This is a genomic window from Saccharococcus thermophilus (assembly GCF_011761475.1).
In the GTDB taxonomy this organism is placed as follows: domain Bacteria; phylum Bacillota; class Bacilli; order Bacillales; family Anoxybacillaceae; genus Saccharococcus; species Saccharococcus thermophilus.
In genome coordinates, this window is the sequence record NZ_JAASRS010000001.1 from 2,731,486 (window position 1) to 2,748,797 (window position 17,312).

At 44.8% G+C, this 17,312-nt stretch carries 22 protein-coding genes; 7 read left to right on the forward strand and 15 right to left on the reverse strand.

Annotated features, from left to right (window positions below):
* Positions 1–65: 65 nt before the first annotated feature.
* Genes BDD39_RS14125 through BDD39_RS14135 form a run of 3 tightly spaced genes read right to left on the reverse strand, consistent with a single transcriptional unit; the run spans position 66 to position 2,514 of the window.
* Complete coding sequence (locus tag BDD39_RS14125) at positions 66–569, reverse strand: antibiotic biosynthesis monooxygenase family protein (protein ID WP_166911637.1); 504 nt, start codon at positions 567–569, stop codon at positions 66–68.
* On the reverse strand, positions 566–1,780 hold the full coding sequence (locus BDD39_RS14130; protein WP_166911639.1) for an ABC transporter permease: 1,215 nt from the start codon (positions 1,778–1,780) through the stop codon (positions 566–568). Before BDD39_RS14130 ends, BDD39_RS14125 begins: the two co-directional genes overlap by 4 nt.
* Positions 1,777–2,514, reverse strand: a complete 738-nt coding sequence (locus BDD39_RS14135) for an ABC transporter ATP-binding protein (RefSeq protein WP_166911641.1) — start codon at positions 2,512–2,514, stop codon at positions 1,777–1,779. The genes BDD39_RS14130 and BDD39_RS14135 overlap by 4 nt, the downstream gene beginning before the upstream one ends.
* A 526-nt stretch (positions 2,515–3,040) precedes the next feature.
* Here BDD39_RS14135 and BDD39_RS14140 point away from each other — a divergent pair.
* A complete protein-coding gene (locus tag BDD39_RS14140; RefSeq protein WP_166911643.1) occupies positions 3,041–3,463 on the forward strand; it encodes an HIT domain-containing protein in 423 nt (140 codons plus the stop codon).
* A gap of 48 nt (positions 3,464–3,511) precedes the next feature.
* Here BDD39_RS14140 and BDD39_RS14145 read toward each other — a convergent pair whose 3' ends face one another.
* Positions 3,512–4,342, reverse strand: coding sequence for a peptidylprolyl isomerase (locus BDD39_RS14145; RefSeq protein WP_166911645.1), 831 nt, complete (start codon positions 4,340–4,342; stop codon positions 3,512–3,514).
* Between the two features lie 186 nt (positions 4,343–4,528).
* On the opposite strand from BDD39_RS14145, the gene BDD39_RS14150 reads away from it, so the two are divergent.
* The gene (locus BDD39_RS14150; protein ID WP_099458908.1) at positions 4,529–4,615 is read left to right on the forward strand and encodes a YjcZ family sporulation protein; all 87 of its coding nucleotides are present in this window, start codon (positions 4,529–4,531) and stop codon (positions 4,613–4,615) included.
* A gap of 49 nt (positions 4,616–4,664) precedes the next feature.
* Here the strand turns inward: BDD39_RS14150 and BDD39_RS16500 are convergent, their stop codons facing one another.
* Complete coding sequence (locus tag BDD39_RS16500; RefSeq protein ID WP_166911647.1) at positions 4,665–4,844, reverse strand: hypothetical protein; 180 nt, start codon at positions 4,842–4,844, stop codon at positions 4,665–4,667.
* A 193-nt stretch (positions 4,845–5,037) separates the two neighbouring features.
* Here BDD39_RS16500 and BDD39_RS14160 point away from each other — a divergent pair, with 193 nt between their 5' ends.
* Positions 5,038–5,379 (forward strand): YhaI family protein, encoded by a 342-nt coding sequence (locus tag BDD39_RS14160; protein ID WP_166911649.1) that lies wholly within the window; start codon positions 5,038–5,040, stop codon positions 5,377–5,379.
* Here BDD39_RS14160 and BDD39_RS14165 read toward each other — a convergent pair.
* The gene (locus tag BDD39_RS14165) at positions 5,372–5,977 is read right to left on the reverse strand and encodes an HTH-type transcriptional regulator Hpr (RefSeq protein ID WP_208404410.1); all 606 of its coding nucleotides are present in this window, start codon (positions 5,975–5,977) and stop codon (positions 5,372–5,374) included. The genes BDD39_RS14160 and BDD39_RS14165 overlap by 8 nt on opposite strands.
* A gap of 163 nt (positions 5,978–6,140) precedes the next feature.
* Between BDD39_RS14165 and yhzF the strand changes: the two genes are divergently transcribed.
* Positions 6,141–6,329, forward strand: coding sequence for a membrane protein YhzF (yhzF, locus tag BDD39_RS16840; RefSeq protein WP_481886302.1), 189 nt, complete (start codon positions 6,141–6,143; stop codon positions 6,327–6,329).
* A 48-nt stretch (positions 6,330–6,377) separates the two neighbouring features.
* Here the strand turns inward: yhzF and BDD39_RS14170 are convergent, their stop codons facing one another.
* From BDD39_RS14170 to BDD39_RS14195, 6 genes are all read right to left on the reverse strand, one after another.
* Complete coding sequence (locus BDD39_RS14170; protein ID WP_166911653.1) at positions 6,378–6,902, reverse strand: tryptophan transporter; 525 nt, start codon at positions 6,900–6,902, stop codon at positions 6,378–6,380.
* Positions 6,903–7,017: 115 nt separating this feature from the next.
* Positions 7,018–8,100, reverse strand: coding sequence for a 3-phosphoserine/phosphohydroxythreonine transaminase (gene serC / locus BDD39_RS14175; RefSeq protein ID WP_166911655.1), 1,083 nt, complete (start codon positions 8,098–8,100; stop codon positions 7,018–7,020).
* A 109-nt stretch (positions 8,101–8,209) separates the two neighbouring features.
* On the reverse strand, positions 8,210–8,395 hold the full coding sequence (locus BDD39_RS14180) for a sporulation YhaL family protein (RefSeq protein WP_166911657.1): 186 nt from the start codon (positions 8,393–8,395) through the stop codon (positions 8,210–8,212).
* Between the two features lie 260 nt (positions 8,396–8,655).
* Entirely contained in the window at positions 8,656–9,633 is a 978-nt protein-coding gene (yhaM, locus tag BDD39_RS14185) for a 3'-5' exoribonuclease YhaM (RefSeq protein WP_166911659.1), read from the reverse strand.
* A 90-nt stretch (positions 9,634–9,723) separates the two neighbouring features.
* The gene (locus BDD39_RS14190; RefSeq protein WP_166911661.1) at positions 9,724–10,962 is read right to left on the reverse strand and encodes an ABC transporter permease; all 1,239 of its coding nucleotides are present in this window, start codon (positions 10,960–10,962) and stop codon (positions 9,724–9,726) included.
* On the reverse strand, positions 10,955–11,854 hold the full coding sequence (locus tag BDD39_RS14195; RefSeq protein WP_166911663.1) for an ABC transporter ATP-binding protein: 900 nt from the start codon (positions 11,852–11,854) through the stop codon (positions 10,955–10,957). Before BDD39_RS14195 ends, BDD39_RS14190 begins: the two co-directional genes overlap by 8 nt.
* Before the next feature lie 144 nt (positions 11,855–11,998).
* On the opposite strand from BDD39_RS14195, the gene BDD39_RS14200 reads away from it, so the two are divergent.
* Positions 11,999–12,184 (forward strand): YhzD family protein, encoded by a 186-nt coding sequence (locus tag BDD39_RS14200; RefSeq protein WP_166911665.1) that lies wholly within the window; start codon positions 11,999–12,001, stop codon positions 12,182–12,184.
* 61 nt (positions 12,185–12,245) lie between these two features.
* The gene (locus BDD39_RS14205; RefSeq protein WP_208404411.1) at positions 12,246–12,470 is read left to right on the forward strand and encodes a hypothetical protein; all 225 of its coding nucleotides are present in this window, start codon (positions 12,246–12,248) and stop codon (positions 12,468–12,470) included.
* 99 nt (positions 12,471–12,569) lie between these two features.
* On the opposite strand, the gene BDD39_RS14210 is transcribed toward BDD39_RS14205, so the two are convergent.
* The 3 genes from BDD39_RS14210 to BDD39_RS14220 form a co-directional block, all read right to left on the reverse strand.
* Complete coding sequence (locus BDD39_RS14210; RefSeq protein WP_166911669.1) at positions 12,570–14,075, reverse strand: coproporphyrinogen III oxidase; 1,506 nt, start codon at positions 14,073–14,075, stop codon at positions 12,570–12,572.
* A 94-nt stretch (positions 14,076–14,169) separates the two neighbouring features.
* On the reverse strand, positions 14,170–15,036 hold the full coding sequence (locus BDD39_RS14215) for a Cof-type HAD-IIB family hydrolase (RefSeq protein WP_166911671.1): 867 nt from the start codon (positions 15,034–15,036) through the stop codon (positions 14,170–14,172).
* 480 nt (positions 15,037–15,516) lie between these two features.
* Entirely contained in the window at positions 15,517–15,876 is a 360-nt protein-coding gene (locus tag BDD39_RS14220; protein ID WP_166911673.1) for a YlbF/YmcA family competence regulator, read from the reverse strand.
* Between the two features lie 342 nt (positions 15,877–16,218).
* On the opposite strand from BDD39_RS14220, the gene BDD39_RS14225 reads away from it, so the two are divergent.
* Positions 16,219–17,307 (forward strand): YheC/YheD family endospore coat-associated protein, encoded by a 1,089-nt coding sequence (locus BDD39_RS14225; RefSeq protein ID WP_166911675.1) that lies wholly within the window; start codon positions 16,219–16,221, stop codon positions 17,305–17,307.
* The last annotated feature ends 5 nt before the right edge of the window (positions 17,308–17,312 follow it).

The following is a 17,312-nucleotide window of genomic DNA, read 5'->3' on the forward strand; positions in this document are numbered from 1 at the left end:
GAACGAAACGCGTTAGCGAATATAAAAAAGCGCCCCCAAGCAAAATCGAGGGCACCAATCCATTATCATCCTTCTTTTGCCGCTGCGTATGTCGTTACATAAGACGGACGCGGAAATAGCCGCGGACCCGCTGGTTTTGTTTCCTTTCCTTGCTGATGCGCCTTGGCAAACCCTTGCGAGCGCTGCCAACGTTCAAAATGTTCTTTCCCATCCCACAGCGTCATGATAATATACGTATCATTTGAGAGCGGCCGAAGCACGCGTATGGCGGCAAAGCCCGGTTCTTGCTCAATCAACCTTGCCCGCTGTTGAAAACGGTGCTCAAAAAGTGGGCGGCCTTCATCGTTAACCGGAATGTTGTTGCATACAACAAACGCACCAGCCAACGGACCCACGGCATCGATCACTTCATACACGCGCGGTTCCTGAAACACGGTTTCCCCTGCCGTTTCATGAAGCAACACCGCATCCTCTTCTCCCTCAAGCAGCAGCATCGTTTCACCTGGATGACTATTTTTCAGCTGTTGCAAATAGTCTTTCGTTCCCGTCGTGATATACATTTTGTTCATCGTTTTCCCTCCCGATGATGGCGTTTCACCAAATAATGAAATATGAGCCAATAACTAAACACATTTCCCGCTATCCATGACGCAATCCAGAGCGGGCGGACGGCAATCCAAGTCAAAAACAAATGGAATGCACTGTTTTGCACAATCAATAACAAAAAGAGAAGCCGACACACCGCTTGAACTTGCACCGTTTTCTCAAGCGGGTACAGCCGCATCCATAGGATGGCCCGATGATGATCAAGCAAGGCGAATAATTGAAAGCCAGTTATGTAAAGGAAAAAGAACGACGCCGCCATTTTTCCGTATTCGTTTGGAATAATGTAAAGCAATAGGCAGCCTAAGGTAATTAAGCGGATATACAGGCCTAAATATCCACCGGCACGAATCCATGTTCTCACATACAAATAAAGAAACGTATTTTGCTGCCCATAAGGAATCATCTTGACGATAAAATCGAGCCAACGCCGCCGTTTCGCCTCCTCTTTCCATTGCGGAACATCGGTAAATAAATTGGCGATACGGTAAAATGCGCGCACCGCTTTTGCTTCCTGAGCAATGATTCGCTCCCATTTCCAGCCTTTTCGTTTTGTCGCCTGTTGCAAATAAACGGTGACGCCAATGGCAATCATCGTTAAAACAAGCAAAAACAGAACAGGTGCGCCAATAAGCAAAAAGTAAAGCAAAAGGGCATTCATGCCAAAGCGGACCGCCATGCTGAGACGGTGAAAGGACGGTTCAATAAAATAATTTCCTTTCCAGCTGATCCATAAATTCCATCCTTTTAAAATAAACAATACGAGAAAAAACAACCATAAAGAAATGGAGGAAAAGCGAAGATGAAGCGGCGCCATCAAAAGCAAAAGTAAAAGCAGACCATATCCTTGCAAAAGAACACTTATGGCAAAAGCCCGCTGTACATAAGGGCGAAGCTTTGCTTCCGCCGGCAGCAAAAACACGATATCCGCTTCCCGAAACAACGTGCGTATCGAGCCAAAGGTCAAGGCGAAGGAAAAGACGAGTGCTGCCGCTATGGCGTAAGGAAATGTCGACGGCAGTGTTTGCACCCAATGATGATAGGCAAGCGCTCCTCCCCCTAGAGCTACCAGCAATACGAACAATAAATGGTCATTCAGCATATAGCGCAAATACCGCCGCATGTTTCGCATTTCCTGTCCAAGCCGGTCTCGCCACAACTGTCTTCCGTCCATCATACGCTTTCTTCCTTTGTTAATTCAATATATAATTCATCCAACGTTTCCGCTTTTGAACCGAATTGGTCGCGCATCTCTTCGAGAGTCCCTTTCGCTTTGATTTTTCCATTATGCAAAATGACAAACGAATCGCAATATCTTTCCGCCGTTGCTAAAATGTGCGTCGACATTAAAATGCCTGCTCCTTTTTGCTTCATTCGCTGCATTTGCTCAAGCAATGCATGAATGGCGAGCGGATCTAAGCCGAGAAACGGCTCGTCAATAATGTAAAGGTGCGGCTCCACTAAAAATGCGCACATGATCATCACTTTTTGTTTCATCCCTTTGGAAAAATGGGCAGGAAACCATTTTAGTTTTTTTTCCATACGGAATTCTTTTAACAGCGGAGGCAAGCGCCGTTCATATTCCGCCTCGTCGAGTCCATAAGCCATGGCGGTTAGGCGCAAATGCTCTTCCAGCGTCAATTCCTCATATAAAACCGGTGTTTCAGGAATATAGGTAAATTGAGAGCGGTATGCCTCCGGATGTTCGGAAAACGTTTGGCCGTTAATCGTAATAACTCCTTTTCGCGGCTCCATCAGCCCGATAATATGCTTAATCGTCGTACTTTTCCCCGCGCCGTTCAAACCGATTAAACCGACGATCTCCCCGCGGTCGACGGTAAACGAAATGTCTTCGAGCACGTTTTGCTTTGTATATCCTCCATATAAATGCTGCACTTCTAAAAGCGCCATCGTTCGCTTCCTTTCCATCTAAATTGCTAATTACGCTTTCATTGTTTCATTGTATCAAAGCGGTCAATGTTTTTCCAAAAATTATCTATCTCCCTTTCGCATATATTGTCCCACCCTGGGCATGATAAATAGCGAAGAGGGGATGAGGAACCAACCAAAAGGGATTTGGTGAATGATCCACTTGAAATGAGGTGTTCACAAAAGACAATTTGTCGAAGTAACACCGTTGTAAAAAGTGAGATAGTACGAAACTCCTTTATAAATGGAGTGTTTGCGAAAGGTAGGACCATCTTGCCATTGCTGTGAAGCAACGAACCTCTACGCAACCAACAAGGGGATGGTCATCTTGAACAAAGGAAAGCTCACTCTTTAACCAATTTCTTGCAAATGAGGTGTTCATCAAACGCCATTTTGATTAATGCTAACCTCACCCCTTTTCACCAGTCGGGATGTAATCAATCATGATTACATCCCGATTTTTTTTATGGTAAAATGGAAGAAAAAAATAGGAAGGGTGGCTTTTCTAGTGAGCGATTGTATTTTCTGTAAAATTGTAAACGGTGACATTCCTGCGGCAAAAGTATATGAGGATGAACATGTGCTGGCATTTCTTGATATCAGCCAAGTGACAAAAGGCCATACGCTTGTCATTCCAAAAATACATAAAGAAAATATTTTTGAACTCACTCCAGACGTTGCCAGCCACGTTTTCAGCGCCGTGCCGAAAATCGCAAACGCGATTAAGAAGCAATTGGCTCCAATCGGCCTCAATTTGCTAAACAACAACGGGGAGCAAGCCGGACAAACCGTTTTTCATTACCATGTCCATCTCATCCCGCGCTACGGCAAAGGCGATGGTTTTGGAGCCGTGTGGAAATCGCATGCCAGCGATTATACGTTTGACGATTTGCAGACGATTGCGACAACGATTCAAAAGGGATTGGCATAAGCAAAAGGAAGCGGTCTACCTCCCCGCTTCCTTCGTTGTTTTTGGCCGTTATTTTAACACATCTTGCAAATCTTTATCTTCAATCTCGACTTTCGCGTCTTTTACCAATTGTTCTACTTTCGACTGTACTTTCGTCGGATCCAATTTTCTTTGTTTTACTTCAAATTCAATTTCATCTTTCATTTCGTTAAATGGCTTTTTCTTCTCTTTAGCGGTCACTTTAATGATGTGATAGCCGTAGTCTGTTTTCACTGGATCGCTCACTTGTCCTACTTTTAGCTTATAAGCCGCATCTTCAAATTCTTTCACCATTTTTCCTGGACCAAACCATCCTAAATCGCCGCCATTTGCCGCCGAGCCAGGATCTTGCGAATATTGTTTCGCCAGCTTTGCAAAGTCTTCCCCTTTATCGAGCTTCGCTTTAATTTCTTTCGCCGTTTTTTCGTCTTTCACTAAAATATGGCTGGCACGAATTTTCGGTTTATAGTTATCATAATATTCCTTTAATTCTTTATCCGTCACCTTAATATCTTCCATTGCCGCTTTTTGCCGCAGCAGATCCAATTTCACCATCTCGCGAATCGCCTTTTCGCCATTTTGCTGAACGGCTAAATCGTATTGCGTTCCATATGTTTCTTTTAAGTTTTCGATTTGTTTGTCGATTTCTTTGTCCGTGACTTTGTATTTTTTGCTTAACACTTTTTCATCAATAAGGTCGCGAATTACTTCTTTGCCGACGCGTGCCTTCATTTCATTGTAAAATTCTTCTTTTGTGATATTGCCGTCCTTCGTTTTGACAATGACTTCAGAATCACCGTTATTGCACGCCGACAAAGCAAACACAGAGGCAACAGCTACCGCAATCATCCATTTTCTCATTTGTTTCACAACTCCTACACCATTTTTTTTGCAAAAAAAATTACAACAATAACTATAACATATTTTCCGGAAAGAAAAAAACCTTTTTCCAATTTAGTCATCCGCCCATACATGTGCGTTTGTCTGACATATGATGATGGTGAATCATTCAGGCGGAACCGCTCCTTTTTGAAAGGAGGTGTTATGATGAGCGCACCTTATGCAGGAGGCTTTGCGTTAATTGTTGTGTTGTTTATTTTATTGATTATCGTTGGATGTGCATGCTTATTCTAATGCCGGGCAGCGTCCACAAAAAAGCTGGCAGCGCAGGCTGTCAGCTTTTTTATGTAAATAGCACCTCAAAATATGAAGAAATTAATAAAATAGTAATAAGGACATTAATTGTTCGAAAGACGCTCGGCTGTTTTTCTTCCGGGATTTGCCTTTGTGTACAAAGGCTTGATGTTAGTTGGTTAATAAGAAACAAAATAATTACGGCAAGGGGTATAAAGTAAAGCGCCAAATCATGTTCCCCTCCTTATCGAAGCAAACATATTCATGGTTTTTAATTTACAATGTTTCATGCTATAAATCAATATGCTTTTTCACAGTAAAATCCTTCCGACACCAAAAATTTTTTTATTGGTTGATTTTCGTAAATTCGGTAAAATATACGTAACAACTTGTCCATTATGTTATACAAAAGGGGTACATATATGGGAACGCTAGAGGAACGAATCGCCAAGCTGGAATTCCACCAATCATTGCTGATGGAAATGATTGATAAAACAAAAAAACCTTTTTATTATCTAGTAATTAAAGCAAACTTAACAAAAGAAGAAGTGGAAGAAGTGCTTTCCCTTTGCCAACAGCTAAGCGAAGAATATGAAAAACAAAAAGCGGAAGGATTGACGATTTTCACCCCGCTTCTCGTTCAGTTTGCAGGAATGCTTCATCCAAGCCTTCCGCTTGAGCAAACTGTGGACGCCCTTCTTGCGCAGCAGATGTTCGTTCCGCTAATGACCGAATTAAAAAAATTAATAAAAACAGTTAGCTAGATTGACTGGTCAACTCTTTGTCTTTCTCTTCCGTTTTTGCATTTCGTTTCACTAGCTTTCCATCTTGCTCAATAAAATCTTCTTTAATGTTTTCAAATGTCCTTTCAAAAATCTCCATAAAATCATCGCCATAAATGTTGCGAATGATACACATCATTTCTAAAATTTCTGGAAATTTTCCATACAACTCGCGCAGCGGCAAGGCCCCGTTAAACACCGCATTTTTCGTCGGGTCATACGTTTCCATTAACTTTAACAACACTTCTTCCCCTTTTTCCGTTAGCTCAATATACGTATTGCGTTTGTCGTCTTGCTTTTTTGAAAAGGAAAGCAAGCCTCTTTCTTCTAATTTTTTTGAAAAATTAAACGCTGTAGAAACATGCATGACGCCAAATTTAGCAATTTCCGAAATTGATGCTCCTTTAAAATGATAGGCGATCCATAAAATGTGATGCTCATTAATGTTTAAGTCAAACGGTTTAATCCACTGCTGCCAGTCCTTTTCAATTGATTTCCAAAGCGCCTTGCTTAACTGAGCAATTCGTTGGCTAAATAGCATCGCCTCTTTTATAGAATAATGTTGCTCTGTCGTTTTCATCCTTCCACCCACTCTTTCCTCACCGTATTTTTTACTTTCTATTATATCAGTAAAATAAAAAGTAATAAAGATAAAAATGTTTATTTTTTTATTTTTGTGATAATTTATACATATTCATAGTGGTACAAGTGCCAGCATATAGTAAACATAGGAGGAGAATGCGATGATATATGTGCGGTCACTTTTTTTTATCGTGAGTTTCTTATTTTTCTGTGTCTTTATCCATACGCTTTTTTCATTAGCAAAAGCAAAAATGTACCCCCCAAAAAACCTCTTAAAACAGCGCGCCGTCATCTATATTGGAATAGCGTTTTTTTTCTTTATCACCGCTTGGCTTCTCCGGCACGGATAAGGTGATAGCAAAAAACCCGACCAAGATGATGATCGGGTTTTTTACCATTCACACGTGCGCTGTTATGTTCATCCGTTTGAAAATCGATGATGCAATTGGGTAGATAATCACCATCACAATCGTATTAATCACGGTCGCCGGCAGGACGACGGCGAGGAATAAGGCGGAAAACGTGGCATTGCCCGGCAAACCGACCAACAACAGCGCGGCCGTCAGAAAAACCGTGCCGGAAACCACTGTTCCAACCGCCGTCAGCACCGCCGCGGAAACGACGGTTTGACTGTATTTTTTCACCGCTAATATAATGGCGAAAACGACAAAGGCGGTAACGATTTTGTCGATGACATTTGGAATTTGTCCTCCCGGGAAATTGGTAGTCAAGGCAGAAATAATTCCCGTGACAATCCCGACAATTCCGACAGCTTTGACATCTGGAAACAATAAAATCGCCAAAAACATCATCGTCAACATCATATCCGGCTTCATTCCGAAGAAAATTCCCGGAATGACGGCGTGCAATACCGCCCCGATTCCTACTAACATCGCCAAAGAAACTAATACTCTCGTATTCATGCTCATCTCTCCTCATCTCTCCTTTTCTAGGCTCCTCTTCCCCCGTGCATTAGCACGCATTGCGAGAATTTTTTATCATTATATCACTTTGCAGTGTAAAAGTGAAGTAAAATTTTCAGGCAAAACGGCGGTAGAAATCATGCATAAATGCCGCCAATGCCTCGCACGCTTCCAACGGAACAGCGTTGTAAATCGAGGCGCGACAGCCGCCGACCGAGCGGTGTCCCGCCAGTCCGACAAAACCTTTTTCTTTCGCTTCCGCCAAAAACTTCTTCGTTAATTCTTCATTTGGCAATGTAAACGTCACATTCATAAGCGAGCGGCTTTCCTTCTCGGCATGCGGCGCATAAAAACCGTTGCTGGCATCAATCGCCTCGTATACAATGGCCGCTTTTTCTTGATTGCGCGCTTCAATCGTTTTCACACCGCCTTCTTCTTCCACCCATTCAAGCACAAGCGAAAGCATGTAAATCGCAAATGTCGGCGGTGTATTGTACAGCGAATTGCTCGAGCTGTACGTGCGATAATCGAGCATCGTCGGCAAATTGTCTGGAATGCGCTCTAATAAGTCATTGCGAATAATAACAACCGTTACGCCGGACGGACCAAGATTTTTTTGCGCTCCGGCATAAATTAAAGCAAACTGTCCCACATTGATTTCCCTGCTTAAAATGTCGCTTGACATATCAGCGACAAGATCGACCGGCACATCAGGAAATTCATGCCATTGCGTGCCGAAAATCGTATTGTTCGAGGTAATATGTAAATACGCCACGTTTTCGGAGAGGTGAATGTCTTCTAACTTCGGAATGTACGTGTAATTCGCTTCTTTGCTAGAAGCGGCGATATGCGTTTGCCCTATTTTTTTCGCTTCTTTGAGCGCCTTTTCCGACCATGTTCCCGTCAGCACATAATTCGCGACTTGATCTTTCCCAAGCAAATTCATCGGCACCATCGAAAACTGCAGGCTCGCTCCGCCTTGCAAAAACAAGACGTCATGAGTATCTGGAATGTTCATCAGCCGTTTCAGCCGCTCTTTGGCACTGTTGTGCACCGCGTCGTATTCTTTGCTGCGGTGGCTTAGCTCCATCACCGACATTCCCGTGTTTTGGAAGTTAAGAAGCTCGGCTTGCGCCCGCTCTAACACGGAAAGCGGCAGGGCGGAAGGCCCGGCGTTGAAATTATAGGCTCGCTTCATGTTTCATCCCCCGCTTTATCTCTTTAGTGTGTAATAGTTAATATTATCCTAACACGAAATTGAAAAAAATAAAGGGAATTTTTCAAAAAAAAATAAAAGTCCTTGCTTATTACAAGGACTTCGCCTGCTGGCGCCGCTCCCGCTCCTTGCGGATGCGCTCCATATAAATTTCTCCCTCTTTTTCAATAAACGCTTCATCGATTTCACGCTCTTTTGCCGCTGTTCTTACCGTCATATAGCCGCTAAAAATAATGCCGGCAACAACTAAGTAAGTCCACCATGGCAAGCTAAGCATATATCCCCCTCCTTACCTGCTTCAAAGCGTTCCATCGTTCCATGTCTTCTTTAGCTTGTCTTACTAAACTATACGCACGAAACCGGTGATCTATGCATAAAGAAAAAGGCGGCAATACCGCCTTTTTCGTATCGAGACAGCGCAATTCTATTTCCTTTTTTGCCGCAACTCTTTTTTACTGCTTCGATTCCTCTTTTTTTCGCTCATATTCCGCATCTTTCAATCTCTATAATCAGCTCAATCATCACCTTTGTGCGGGGCTACTTATCATTCCCCTTCTTTTCTTCGTTTGAAACAGAAGAAAAGATCGGTTTATAAAACGAGCGGTTATCAAGGGCAAAAATGCGCTCCGTAAATTCACCTGGCTTCACTTTTTCCAGAGCACGGTCGATCATGTTCATTTTCGCATCCAAATTGTCGATGTAATGCAAAATTTCCGCTTCCTTCACCATCGGAGGCTTCGGGCTGCCCCATTCCGCCTTGCCGTGATGGGAAAGCACCATATGTTGCAGGATGACGACTTCCTCGCCGCTGATGCCAAGATGCTCGGCCGCTTTGCTAATCTCGCTCACCATAATCGAAATGTGGCCAAGCAAATTGCCTTCGAGCGTATACGAAGCGGACACCGGGCCGGACAGCTCAATGACCTTGCCGAGATCATGCAAAATCACACCGGCATACAACAAATCTTTATTTAATGAAGGGTATAAATTGGCAAGCGCTTTAGCCAATTCGAGCATGGAAACAACATGGTACGCCAAGCCGGAAATAAACTCATGATGATTTTTCGTCGCCGCCGGGTACTCAAAAAATTTCTGCTCGTACTTTTTCAATAAATAGCGCGTAATCCGCTGAATGTTCGGATTTTGCATCGCAAATATGTATTCGGTAATTTTCCCCATCATCTCTTCCCTCTTCAACGGCGCCGTTTCGAGAAAATCAGAAACGCGGACGGCATCCCCTTCATGGACGGGACGAATCGAGCGGATTTTCAGCTGCATTTTGCCGCGGTAATTATGAATGTCGCCAAACACTTTCACGATGCTTTCCGGCACGTATACGTGTTCATCCTCTGGCGATACATCCCAAAGCTTCGCTTCAATATTTCCCGTTTTATCTTGCAAAATAAGCGTTAAAAACGGCTTCCCGTTACTGGCGATTCCTTTTGCCACCGATTTAATAAGCAAATACACATCGACTTGCTCGCCAACCTCATAATGAACGATTCCTTTGGCCAACCTCTTCTCCTCCGTTTCCGTATTTGCGTATAGTTAAGTATACCACAATTGCACAAACGCCAAAAAGAAGACCTTGCTTTAGGCAAGGCCTTACTTTTGCGTCAACTGCACCGCTTTTTTCAAGTCCTTCAAGGAACCAGCTTTCCCATACATCAGCACCCCGCCGCGGTACACTTTCGATCCGAAAAAGGCAAGCAATCCGATCGTCGCAACGAGCAGAACGAGGCTGAGCGCCACTTCCCAAAATGGAACAGGAAGCAATCCGACACGCAAAAACATAATCATCGGCGTGAAAAACGGAATAAATGATGTCACCGTAATAAAGGATGATTCTGGAGCGTTTAATCCAAACATCGCAATCATAAACGCGGCAATGACAACAATCATCACCGGCGTAATCATTTGCTGCACATCTTCCACGCGGCTGACGAGCGAACCAAGCACGGCAAATAATGTCGCGTATAAGAAGTAACCTAAAAGGAAGAAAACAATTGCATACACAAATGTCGATATAGGAAGGTGGTCAAAACCAAGGAATTTCCACAATTCTTGTCCGCTGCTTTTTAGCGCCACGAAACCGACCGTAAATAAAATCACAAATTGCGTTAAGCTAAGGAGCGCGACTCCAATGATTTTCCCAAATAATTGCTGTATCGGTGAGACACTGGAAACTAAAATTTCCATGACACGCGACGATTTTTCCGTCGCCACTTCCGTTGAAATCATGCCGCCGTACATGAGGACAAACATATACATCGCAAATAACAGCACGTAAACGAGAACGCGCGCCTGATTCAACTCTTCCTCCGTTTTCGCGTTTTTTTCCAATGCCACTTTTTCAAACGGCACCGGCTCATATAGCTGTGCAATCTGCTCTTGTTTAAGGCCGAGCTTCGCTGTCGCCAGCGTTGTTTTCAGCTGCTGGAGCGCTTGCTCAAGCTCGCTTGGAGTATCGCTGTCTGCAATCGTGTTTGCGTAATACGTCGCTTTTGGCAGCTGTTTATCGTCAGCCGAAAGGATCAGGAGCGCATCCCACTTGCCGTTGCGGACGCCCGCCTTTGCCTTTTCTTCCGAGCCGGTCACCTTTTTTAACTTGAGATTATCGTGTTTTCCTTGTTTCAGCTGTGCCTCAAGCGGTTCATAAAACGCTCCCGACGTATCGATAACTGCCACCGTTGTTTTTTCATCCTTGGTAAAAAATTCAATAATATGCTGGATGTTCGCCATCGCAAAGACAAAGAGGCTCGTAATAATCGTTGTGATGATAAACGATTTCGCTTTCAGCTTTGTCGCATATGTATGCCCCAGCACAATCCAAAACTTATTCATACGCCGCACCCACTTTTTCAATAAAAATATCGTTTAATGAAGGCTCTTCTAGCGCAAACTTGCGAATAAATCCTTTGGTGGCAATATGGGAAAGAATTTTTTGCGACACATCTTCGTTTTCGATTTGCAAATGCACGCCTTCCGCTGTCCGCTTCATTTTGACGACTCCCGGAAACTCTGCCAGCTCATCAAGCGGCATATCGGCATGAATAATAATGTTCTTTTTGCCAAAGGACCGTTTTACTTCTTTTAACGACCCGTATACGATTGGCCGACCATGGTGCATAATGCAAAGATGCTCGCACAACTCTTCGACATGTTCCATGCGGTGGCTTGAAAAGACAATCGTTGTTCCATTGTTTTTTAAATCAATGACCGCTTCTTTTAACAGCTCGACATTGACGGGATCCAGTCCGCTGAACGGTTCATCTAAGATTAATAGTTTCGGCTTATGCAACACGGCGGCGATAAATTGAATTTTTTGCTGATTCCCTTTTGACAGTTCCTCAACCCGCTTTTCCGCGTACTCCGGCACGTTAAACCGCTCGAGCCACGCCTCCATTTCTTTCATAATCGTCGCCTTATCTAAGCTGCGAAGCCTGCCTAAATAAATAAGCTGCTCCTTTACTTTCAGCTTCGGATACAATCCGCGCTCTTCCGGCAAATAACCGATGAGATGGCTTTTCGAGTAATCGATTTTTTCACTATTCCACGTAATCGTTCCTTCCGTCGGTTCGAGCAAGCCTAAAATCATGCGAAACGTTGTCGTCTTTCCCGCCCCGTTCGCGCCGAGAAATCCGAACAAGTTTCCTTCTGGGATCGTTAACGTGACATCGTTGACCGCGGTCACCGCGCCAAAACGCTTGGTCACATGCTCTAACTGTAATGCCATTCTCACTCCCCCCAATTTTAGATAAAATTTCCACGAATATAATACACGTTTATCATAGCGGAAAGTTTCATCATTTAGAAGGAATTTTTTTAAAAATAGCAAAATAATAATATGAATCACCATTCAGCAAAGGGGGACACTACTATGCCAACGTATACGTTAACGGCATTTGAGAAAAACGGGGAGAAATTGTTGGACGAAACGTTCGAAGCCGTGAACGATGAAGAAGCGAAAAAGATCGGCGAACAAAAATTGCGCGAACATCACTGTCACGATAAAACGCACCGCTGCGTAACATCAAGCGGAAAACTGATTTTATTCCATCGCTGATATGAATAAAGCCCGGTTGCCGAAAGCAATCGGGTTTTGAACAAAAAGGACGGTGAAAACAATGAAAGATATGCACGAAACGCAACGGGCGGAACCGCTTCACCATGATGAGGACAAAGTCTTTGCACCTACCGAAGATTTGCAAAGGATCACAGGCGGCGTATGGAGCCGAAAGAGCTTTCGGCTCGATTCACAGCCGAAAGGGATTAGATGGATTGGGTATGTGATTGTCGGATTTTTTCTTATGATGATGGCTATTGCTATCCTAAATTTCTTTAATGAATGATCTCTCCCTCTTCGTTTATGATATATTCGAAAAAATCCTTTCTTTTATAAACTACAAAAAACAGGCCCCAGACATTTGTCTGAAGCCCGTCCGTTCCGCTTATCTAAACAACTCTTCCATCATTTTCAGTTTTTCCTCTGTATAATGAACGAAGTGCTCGTTGTACACTTTCGGTTCTTTCGGATTGGCGAAGCGGGTAATTTTCCGCGTTTTCGGATGGACAAATTTGCTTGAGGCGCCGCAGCCAAGTCCGATGATCGATTGCTGTTCTTCCATAATCATAATATTGTAGATGCTTTCTTGGCCCGGAAGCGCGTAGCCGACATTTTCAAGGTTGCCGAGAATGTTTTTTTGCCGGTACAAATAATACGGAACGTAGCCGTGCCGCTTCGTCCAGTCTTGGGCGGCTTTCATCATTTCGCTGATTTCGTCGCGGTCGGCGACTTTGTATTTCGCTTTGTTTTTCGTCATTTCCGACGCCCGTTTAAAGGAAAGGGTATGCACCGTTAATGATTCGGGCATGAGTTTTTCCGTTTGCGCCAATGTATAGGAAAATTCTTTTATCCCTTCTCCCGGAAGGCCGATGATTAAATCCATGTTAATGTTGTTCATCCCCATCTCGCGGGCGAGATGGAATTTTTCAATCGTTTCGTCGACCGTATGGTGGCGGCCGATCGCTTTTAACGTTTCTTGAATGTACGATTGCGGATTAATGCTAATGCGGCCGATGTTCCATTTTTTCAGAACGTTCAGCTTCTCTGGCGTAATCGTGTCGGGACGCCCCGCTTCAACCGTGATTTCGCGGACGCGTTCGACATTTGGGAACGATTCATACATTTCCGCATACAGCCGATCCATTTCATCGGCGCTGATGCTCGTCGGCGTGCCGCCGCCGTAGTAAATCGTCGTAATGTTGATGCCCCGCTCTTTTAAAAAGCGGCCGATTGCGCGCATTTCATAATGGAGTCCGGCTAAAAAGGCATCGACGGAGCCTTGGCGCCCGTTAATGGCATAGGCTGGGAACGTGCAATAGGCGCATTTCGTCGGACAAAACGGAATGCCGATATAAATGCTTACTTCATGGGCGAGATCGTATAAATCCGGCACGACCGTAAGCTGGCGGTCGACGATGTCCTGCATAAGGGCAATTTTTTCATCAGTGACTAAATAGTCTTCGCGAAGCTGACGGTGTGCTTCCTCTTTCGAAAGTCCGGAGCATAGCATTTTATGCAATAATTTGACGGGGCGGATTCCCGTCAGTACGCCCCACTGCTGGATGAGGCCGGTGTATTGCTGCAGCAGCGTCAGGTAGACATGAAATACGGCGTACTTCACTTGTTTCCACCGTTCTTTTTCCTCTTGAAAACATGATAGGTCCCGTGCATGATCCGCTTCATATCTGTTGCCGGTGGACGGTTCTGTTAATATCCCATAAACACGGACACACTCATTCCCGCTAATGGAAAATACCACCGTTATATCCGCGTCCGAAACAGACGCGAATGTCAATTCATATTCTTCATAAAACAACCCTGTAATCACTTCCAGCGGTCGTTGAAAGCGCTCGATATCGTGTAATCCTTGAATTTGAATGCGCAATGACATCACCTTTTCCCTGTCAAGCTTACTTAAGTGTACAGAAAGTGTTTTTTGCTCGTCAAGTAAAAAAGCTGGGATCCATCCATCCCAGCTTTTTCATTTATCGCTTCATTTTCAGCTTCCGCAAAAATTCCGGGCGCTGCTGTTTGCGGAAATGTTCTTTAATCATATAGGCGACGCCGAGCTGTTCGTTCGAGCGCGTCACCCAGTCGGCGACTTTTTTCACTTCCGCTGGTGCGTTTCCCATCGCAACACCCAAACCGACCGCTTCGATCGCCGGAATGTCGTCGAGACTATCGCCAATGACGACCATTTCTCTTAAAGAAATGCCTAAATGATGTCCAAGACGCCGCAAGCCAGCGAGTTTGGACACTCCTTGCGGGACAATTTCCATTTTCCCGTTTGACTGCATAATCATATCAATAGTCGGAAACGCTTTGGCCAGCACAGCGGCGGCTTCGTCCCGCTCCGCGTCACTGGCGAAATACACATCGATTTTCGGAACAGCCATCGGCTCATCCATCAGCACGTCGCCAATCGAATCGACAAACTGCGTCGGGTAAAAAAACGGATCGCCGGATGATAGCACCGTTCTGACGACTAAATTTTTTTGCACTTTTTTCCGGTTGCCGAGCGAATACCGTTCATGTAACAAGCGAATATTGCAATTAAAATTTTCCAAAACCTGTACGATATTAAACGTCCGTTCTTCGGGAATAAGCGCTTCAAACATTTTTTCATTCAATGATTTGCCGATGATGGCGCCTTGGAACGTAATGAGGTCGCTCTCTAATTTTAACGCCTTTGCGACTTTCCTTGCCGCGAGCAAATTTCGGCTTGTCAGAAGCGTGACATATACTCCTTTTTGTTTTACGTATTCGACCGCTTCCTTCGTTTCCCTCTGCAACCGGCCGTTGTTTTTTAAAAGCGTTCCGTCAATATTAAGAGCAAGCAATTTATAAGCCACCGCTGTCTCCCCCTTTTGTGAAAAAAGTCGATCTTGCTCGCTTTTTTGTTGCGTCCAGCCGCTATTCGCTCCGCCCTCCAGCGCGTTTCGCGGAGCCAGGATGGCGACATTTCGCCGTTGCCCACAGGACGTGGGCAGCCTTTAGGCGAAATTGGGGCGCCCTCCGCTTTTCTTCCTTGTCTAGCTTCAGCGCCTAGCCTTCTTCGCCAAATAACCTTCCCCCTCGGGGTGTCAAGCACCCCTGCGGGTGAAGAACATTTGGCTTCGAAGGCTAATCTCGGCGCTTCCGCTTTTCTTCCTTGTCTAGCTTCGGGCGCCATCGGCTCGCGACGCTTCGGCCCCACTGCGGCGGCGACAGCCTCCTCGTGGGTCCTCCAGCGCGTGTCGCCGATAAGCAGGCGCCCTCCGCTTTTCTTCCTATCACTTCATAGCTATGATAAAACGGACAAAAAAAGAACACTCAATATGAGTGTTCGGGCATCATTCCGTTTCCATGAAAGAACGGTACAGCTCCTCGAGCGGTTTCATCGCAATTTGCTGGATGTCAGCCAAGACCATACTCATCCGCTGTTCGAGCGCCATCAGCTGCGAGAGTTTTGCGTTCTGTTGGGCGAGCATCATCGCTTTTTGCGCGTGTTCCACTTCTTCCGGCAAAATTTCCGCTCCGGTCATCTGTTTTTCGTGAAGCCGCATTTGCACATCGCGGAAATTGGTAAATAGGCGGTATGCCGTTTCATCGTGGCGCACCGCTTCGTACGCCTGCTTTAACTGCTGAAAATCGCTGCTTGCGCGGATCGCTTTCTCCAGCTGCTCGGCAATGGCATATAGTTGATTGGACATAAAAAAGCCTCCTAATAGAAAAGTAACGTATCACTATCATAACGTATGCACCGGAAAAAAGCGATATGACTAACAAAAAACAAAGGAAAATCTTACAGCCATAAACCGATGATCCCTCCTAGCAGCGCACCTAAATACATAATCAGCTTGAAAGTTCGTCACTCCGCCATCAGCGCCCCCCGACCGCAATCATTAATAGCAAATAAAAATAGTTTCCATGTTTCTCCCCTTTCACGCCTATAAGGTAATCACCAAAATTAGGCAAACATCATACGATACGATATAAACATTTGCCTAACTTTTATAGGGCTTGCATGACGAAAGCGCAAATGAGGGAGAACGATGAACCAGCCGCCAACGGTCGCCGTGTTGACAGAAATTTTCGAGAAGGATTCGCACGTTCATTTCGGATCGATTCACGATTTTTGCGAGGAATTAGCGAATTATAGCATGCAGCGCCAGTCGATTTTCTATGTGACGTCTTTGTCGATGTATGTAAAGAACGAAAAGAGCGGCTACCGCTGGATCGAGGGGGAATGGAGAAAAACGGAAGTCCCCCCTGCGAACGTAATCTATAACCGCCTCCACTCACGAAAGTCCGAACATTCCTATTTATTTGATCAGCTGATCGAAAAACTGAAAGACGAGCGCATTCTTATGTTTAATCATCGCTTTTTGCATAAATGGGAAGTACATCAATATTTAGCAAACCATTCGTACTTGCATCCTTATTTGCCGAAAACGGAATTATTCAGGGATAAGCAAACGCTTGACAGCTTTTTCACACAATTCCCCGTCGTATTTATTAAACCGATTCACGGCAGTCAAGGCCGGCATATTTTTCGCATTGAAAAAAAGGAAAACGGGTTCCTCCTTGACTACTCGACGTCAATGAAAGACGCGGTGCAGCAATATGCTTCTACTTCGGCGCTGTTTGCCTCCTTAAAAGAGCGGCTAAAGTCAGCGGCAGTCATTCAGCAAGGAATCGATATGAAAACGATCGACGGGCGGCCGATCGATTTCCGTCTCTTGTGCCACCGCGTCCATGACAGCGAATGGCGGGTGACATCGGCCATCGCACGTATGGCGAAGCAAGAACAGTTTGTCGCCAACCTTGCCCGCGGCGGGGAAATCGTTCCAATCGACAAGGTACTGCAACAATGGTATGAGCGAAAGAAAGCATTTCAACAAAAAATGCTGCTAAAAGACATCGCCATCGAAGCGGCGACTGTTTTAGCCAGTGAAACGGAAGGATTGTATGGGGAATTTGGCATTGATCTAGCGATAGATCAAGAACATAAACCATGGATTATTGAAGTGAACACGAAACCATCGAAACAGACCGACATGGTGGCATCGAAACGCTTTATTCGCCCATCGGCGAAAGCCGTTATCGACTATTGTCTGTCACTGATCGACGAAAAGGAGTGAGTCGC

Coding starts and splice junctions, on each gene's coding strand:
- BDD39_RS14125 (WP_166911637.1), bottom strand. CDS start 569: ATGAACAAAATGTATATCACGACGGGAACGAAAGACTATTTGCAACAG.
- BDD39_RS14130 (WP_166911639.1), bottom strand. CDS start 1,780: ATGATGGACGGAAGACAGTTGTGGCGAGACCGGCTTGGACAGGAAATG.
- BDD39_RS14135 (WP_166911641.1), bottom strand. CDS start 2,514: ATGGCGCTTTTAGAAGTGCAGCATTTATATGGAGGATATACAAAGCAA.
- BDD39_RS14145 (WP_166911645.1), bottom strand. CDS start 4,342: ATGAGAAAATGGATGATTGCGGTAGCTGTTGCCTCTGTGTTTGCTTTG.
- BDD39_RS14150 (WP_099458908.1), top strand. CDS start 4,529: ATGAGCGCACCTTATGCAGGAGGCTTTGCGTTAATTGTTGTGTTGTTT.
- BDD39_RS14160 (WP_166911649.1), top strand. CDS start 5,038: ATGGGAACGCTAGAGGAACGAATCGCCAAGCTGGAATTCCACCAATCA.
- BDD39_RS14165 (WP_208404410.1), bottom strand. CDS start 5,977: ATGAAAACGACAGAGCAACATTATTCTATAAAAGAGGCGATGCTATTT.
- yhzF (WP_481886302.1), top strand. CDS start 6,141: ATGATATATGTGCGGTCACTTTTTTTTATCGTGAGTTTCTTATTTTTC.
- BDD39_RS14170 (WP_166911653.1), bottom strand. CDS start 6,902: ATGAATACGAGAGTATTAGTTTCTTTGGCGATGTTAGTAGGAATCGGG.
- serC (WP_166911655.1), bottom strand. CDS start 8,100: ATGAAGCGAGCCTATAATTTCAACGCCGGGCCTTCCGCCCTGCCGCTT.
- BDD39_RS14180 (WP_166911657.1), bottom strand. CDS start 8,395: ATGCTTAGCTTGCCATGGTGGACTTACTTAGTTGTTGCCGGCATTATT.
- BDD39_RS14190 (WP_166911661.1), bottom strand. CDS start 10,962: ATGAATAAGTTTTGGATTGTGCTGGGGCATACATATGCGACAAAGCTG.
- BDD39_RS14195 (WP_166911663.1), bottom strand. CDS start 11,854: ATGGCATTACAGTTAGAGCATGTGACCAAGCGTTTTGGCGCGGTGACC.
- BDD39_RS14200 (WP_166911665.1), top strand. CDS start 11,999: ATGCCAACGTATACGTTAACGGCATTTGAGAAAAACGGGGAGAAATTG.
- BDD39_RS14205 (WP_208404411.1), top strand. CDS start 12,246: ATGAAAGATATGCACGAAACGCAACGGGCGGAACCGCTTCACCATGAT.
- BDD39_RS14210 (WP_166911669.1), bottom strand. CDS start 14,075: ATGTCATTGCGCATTCAAATTCAAGGATTACACGATATCGAGCGCTTT.
- BDD39_RS14220 (WP_166911673.1), bottom strand. CDS start 15,876: ATGTCCAATCAACTATATGCCATTGCCGAGCAGCTGGAGAAAGCGATC.
- BDD39_RS14225 (WP_166911675.1), top strand. CDS start 16,219: ATGAACCAGCCGCCAACGGTCGCCGTGTTGACAGAAATTTTCGAGAAG.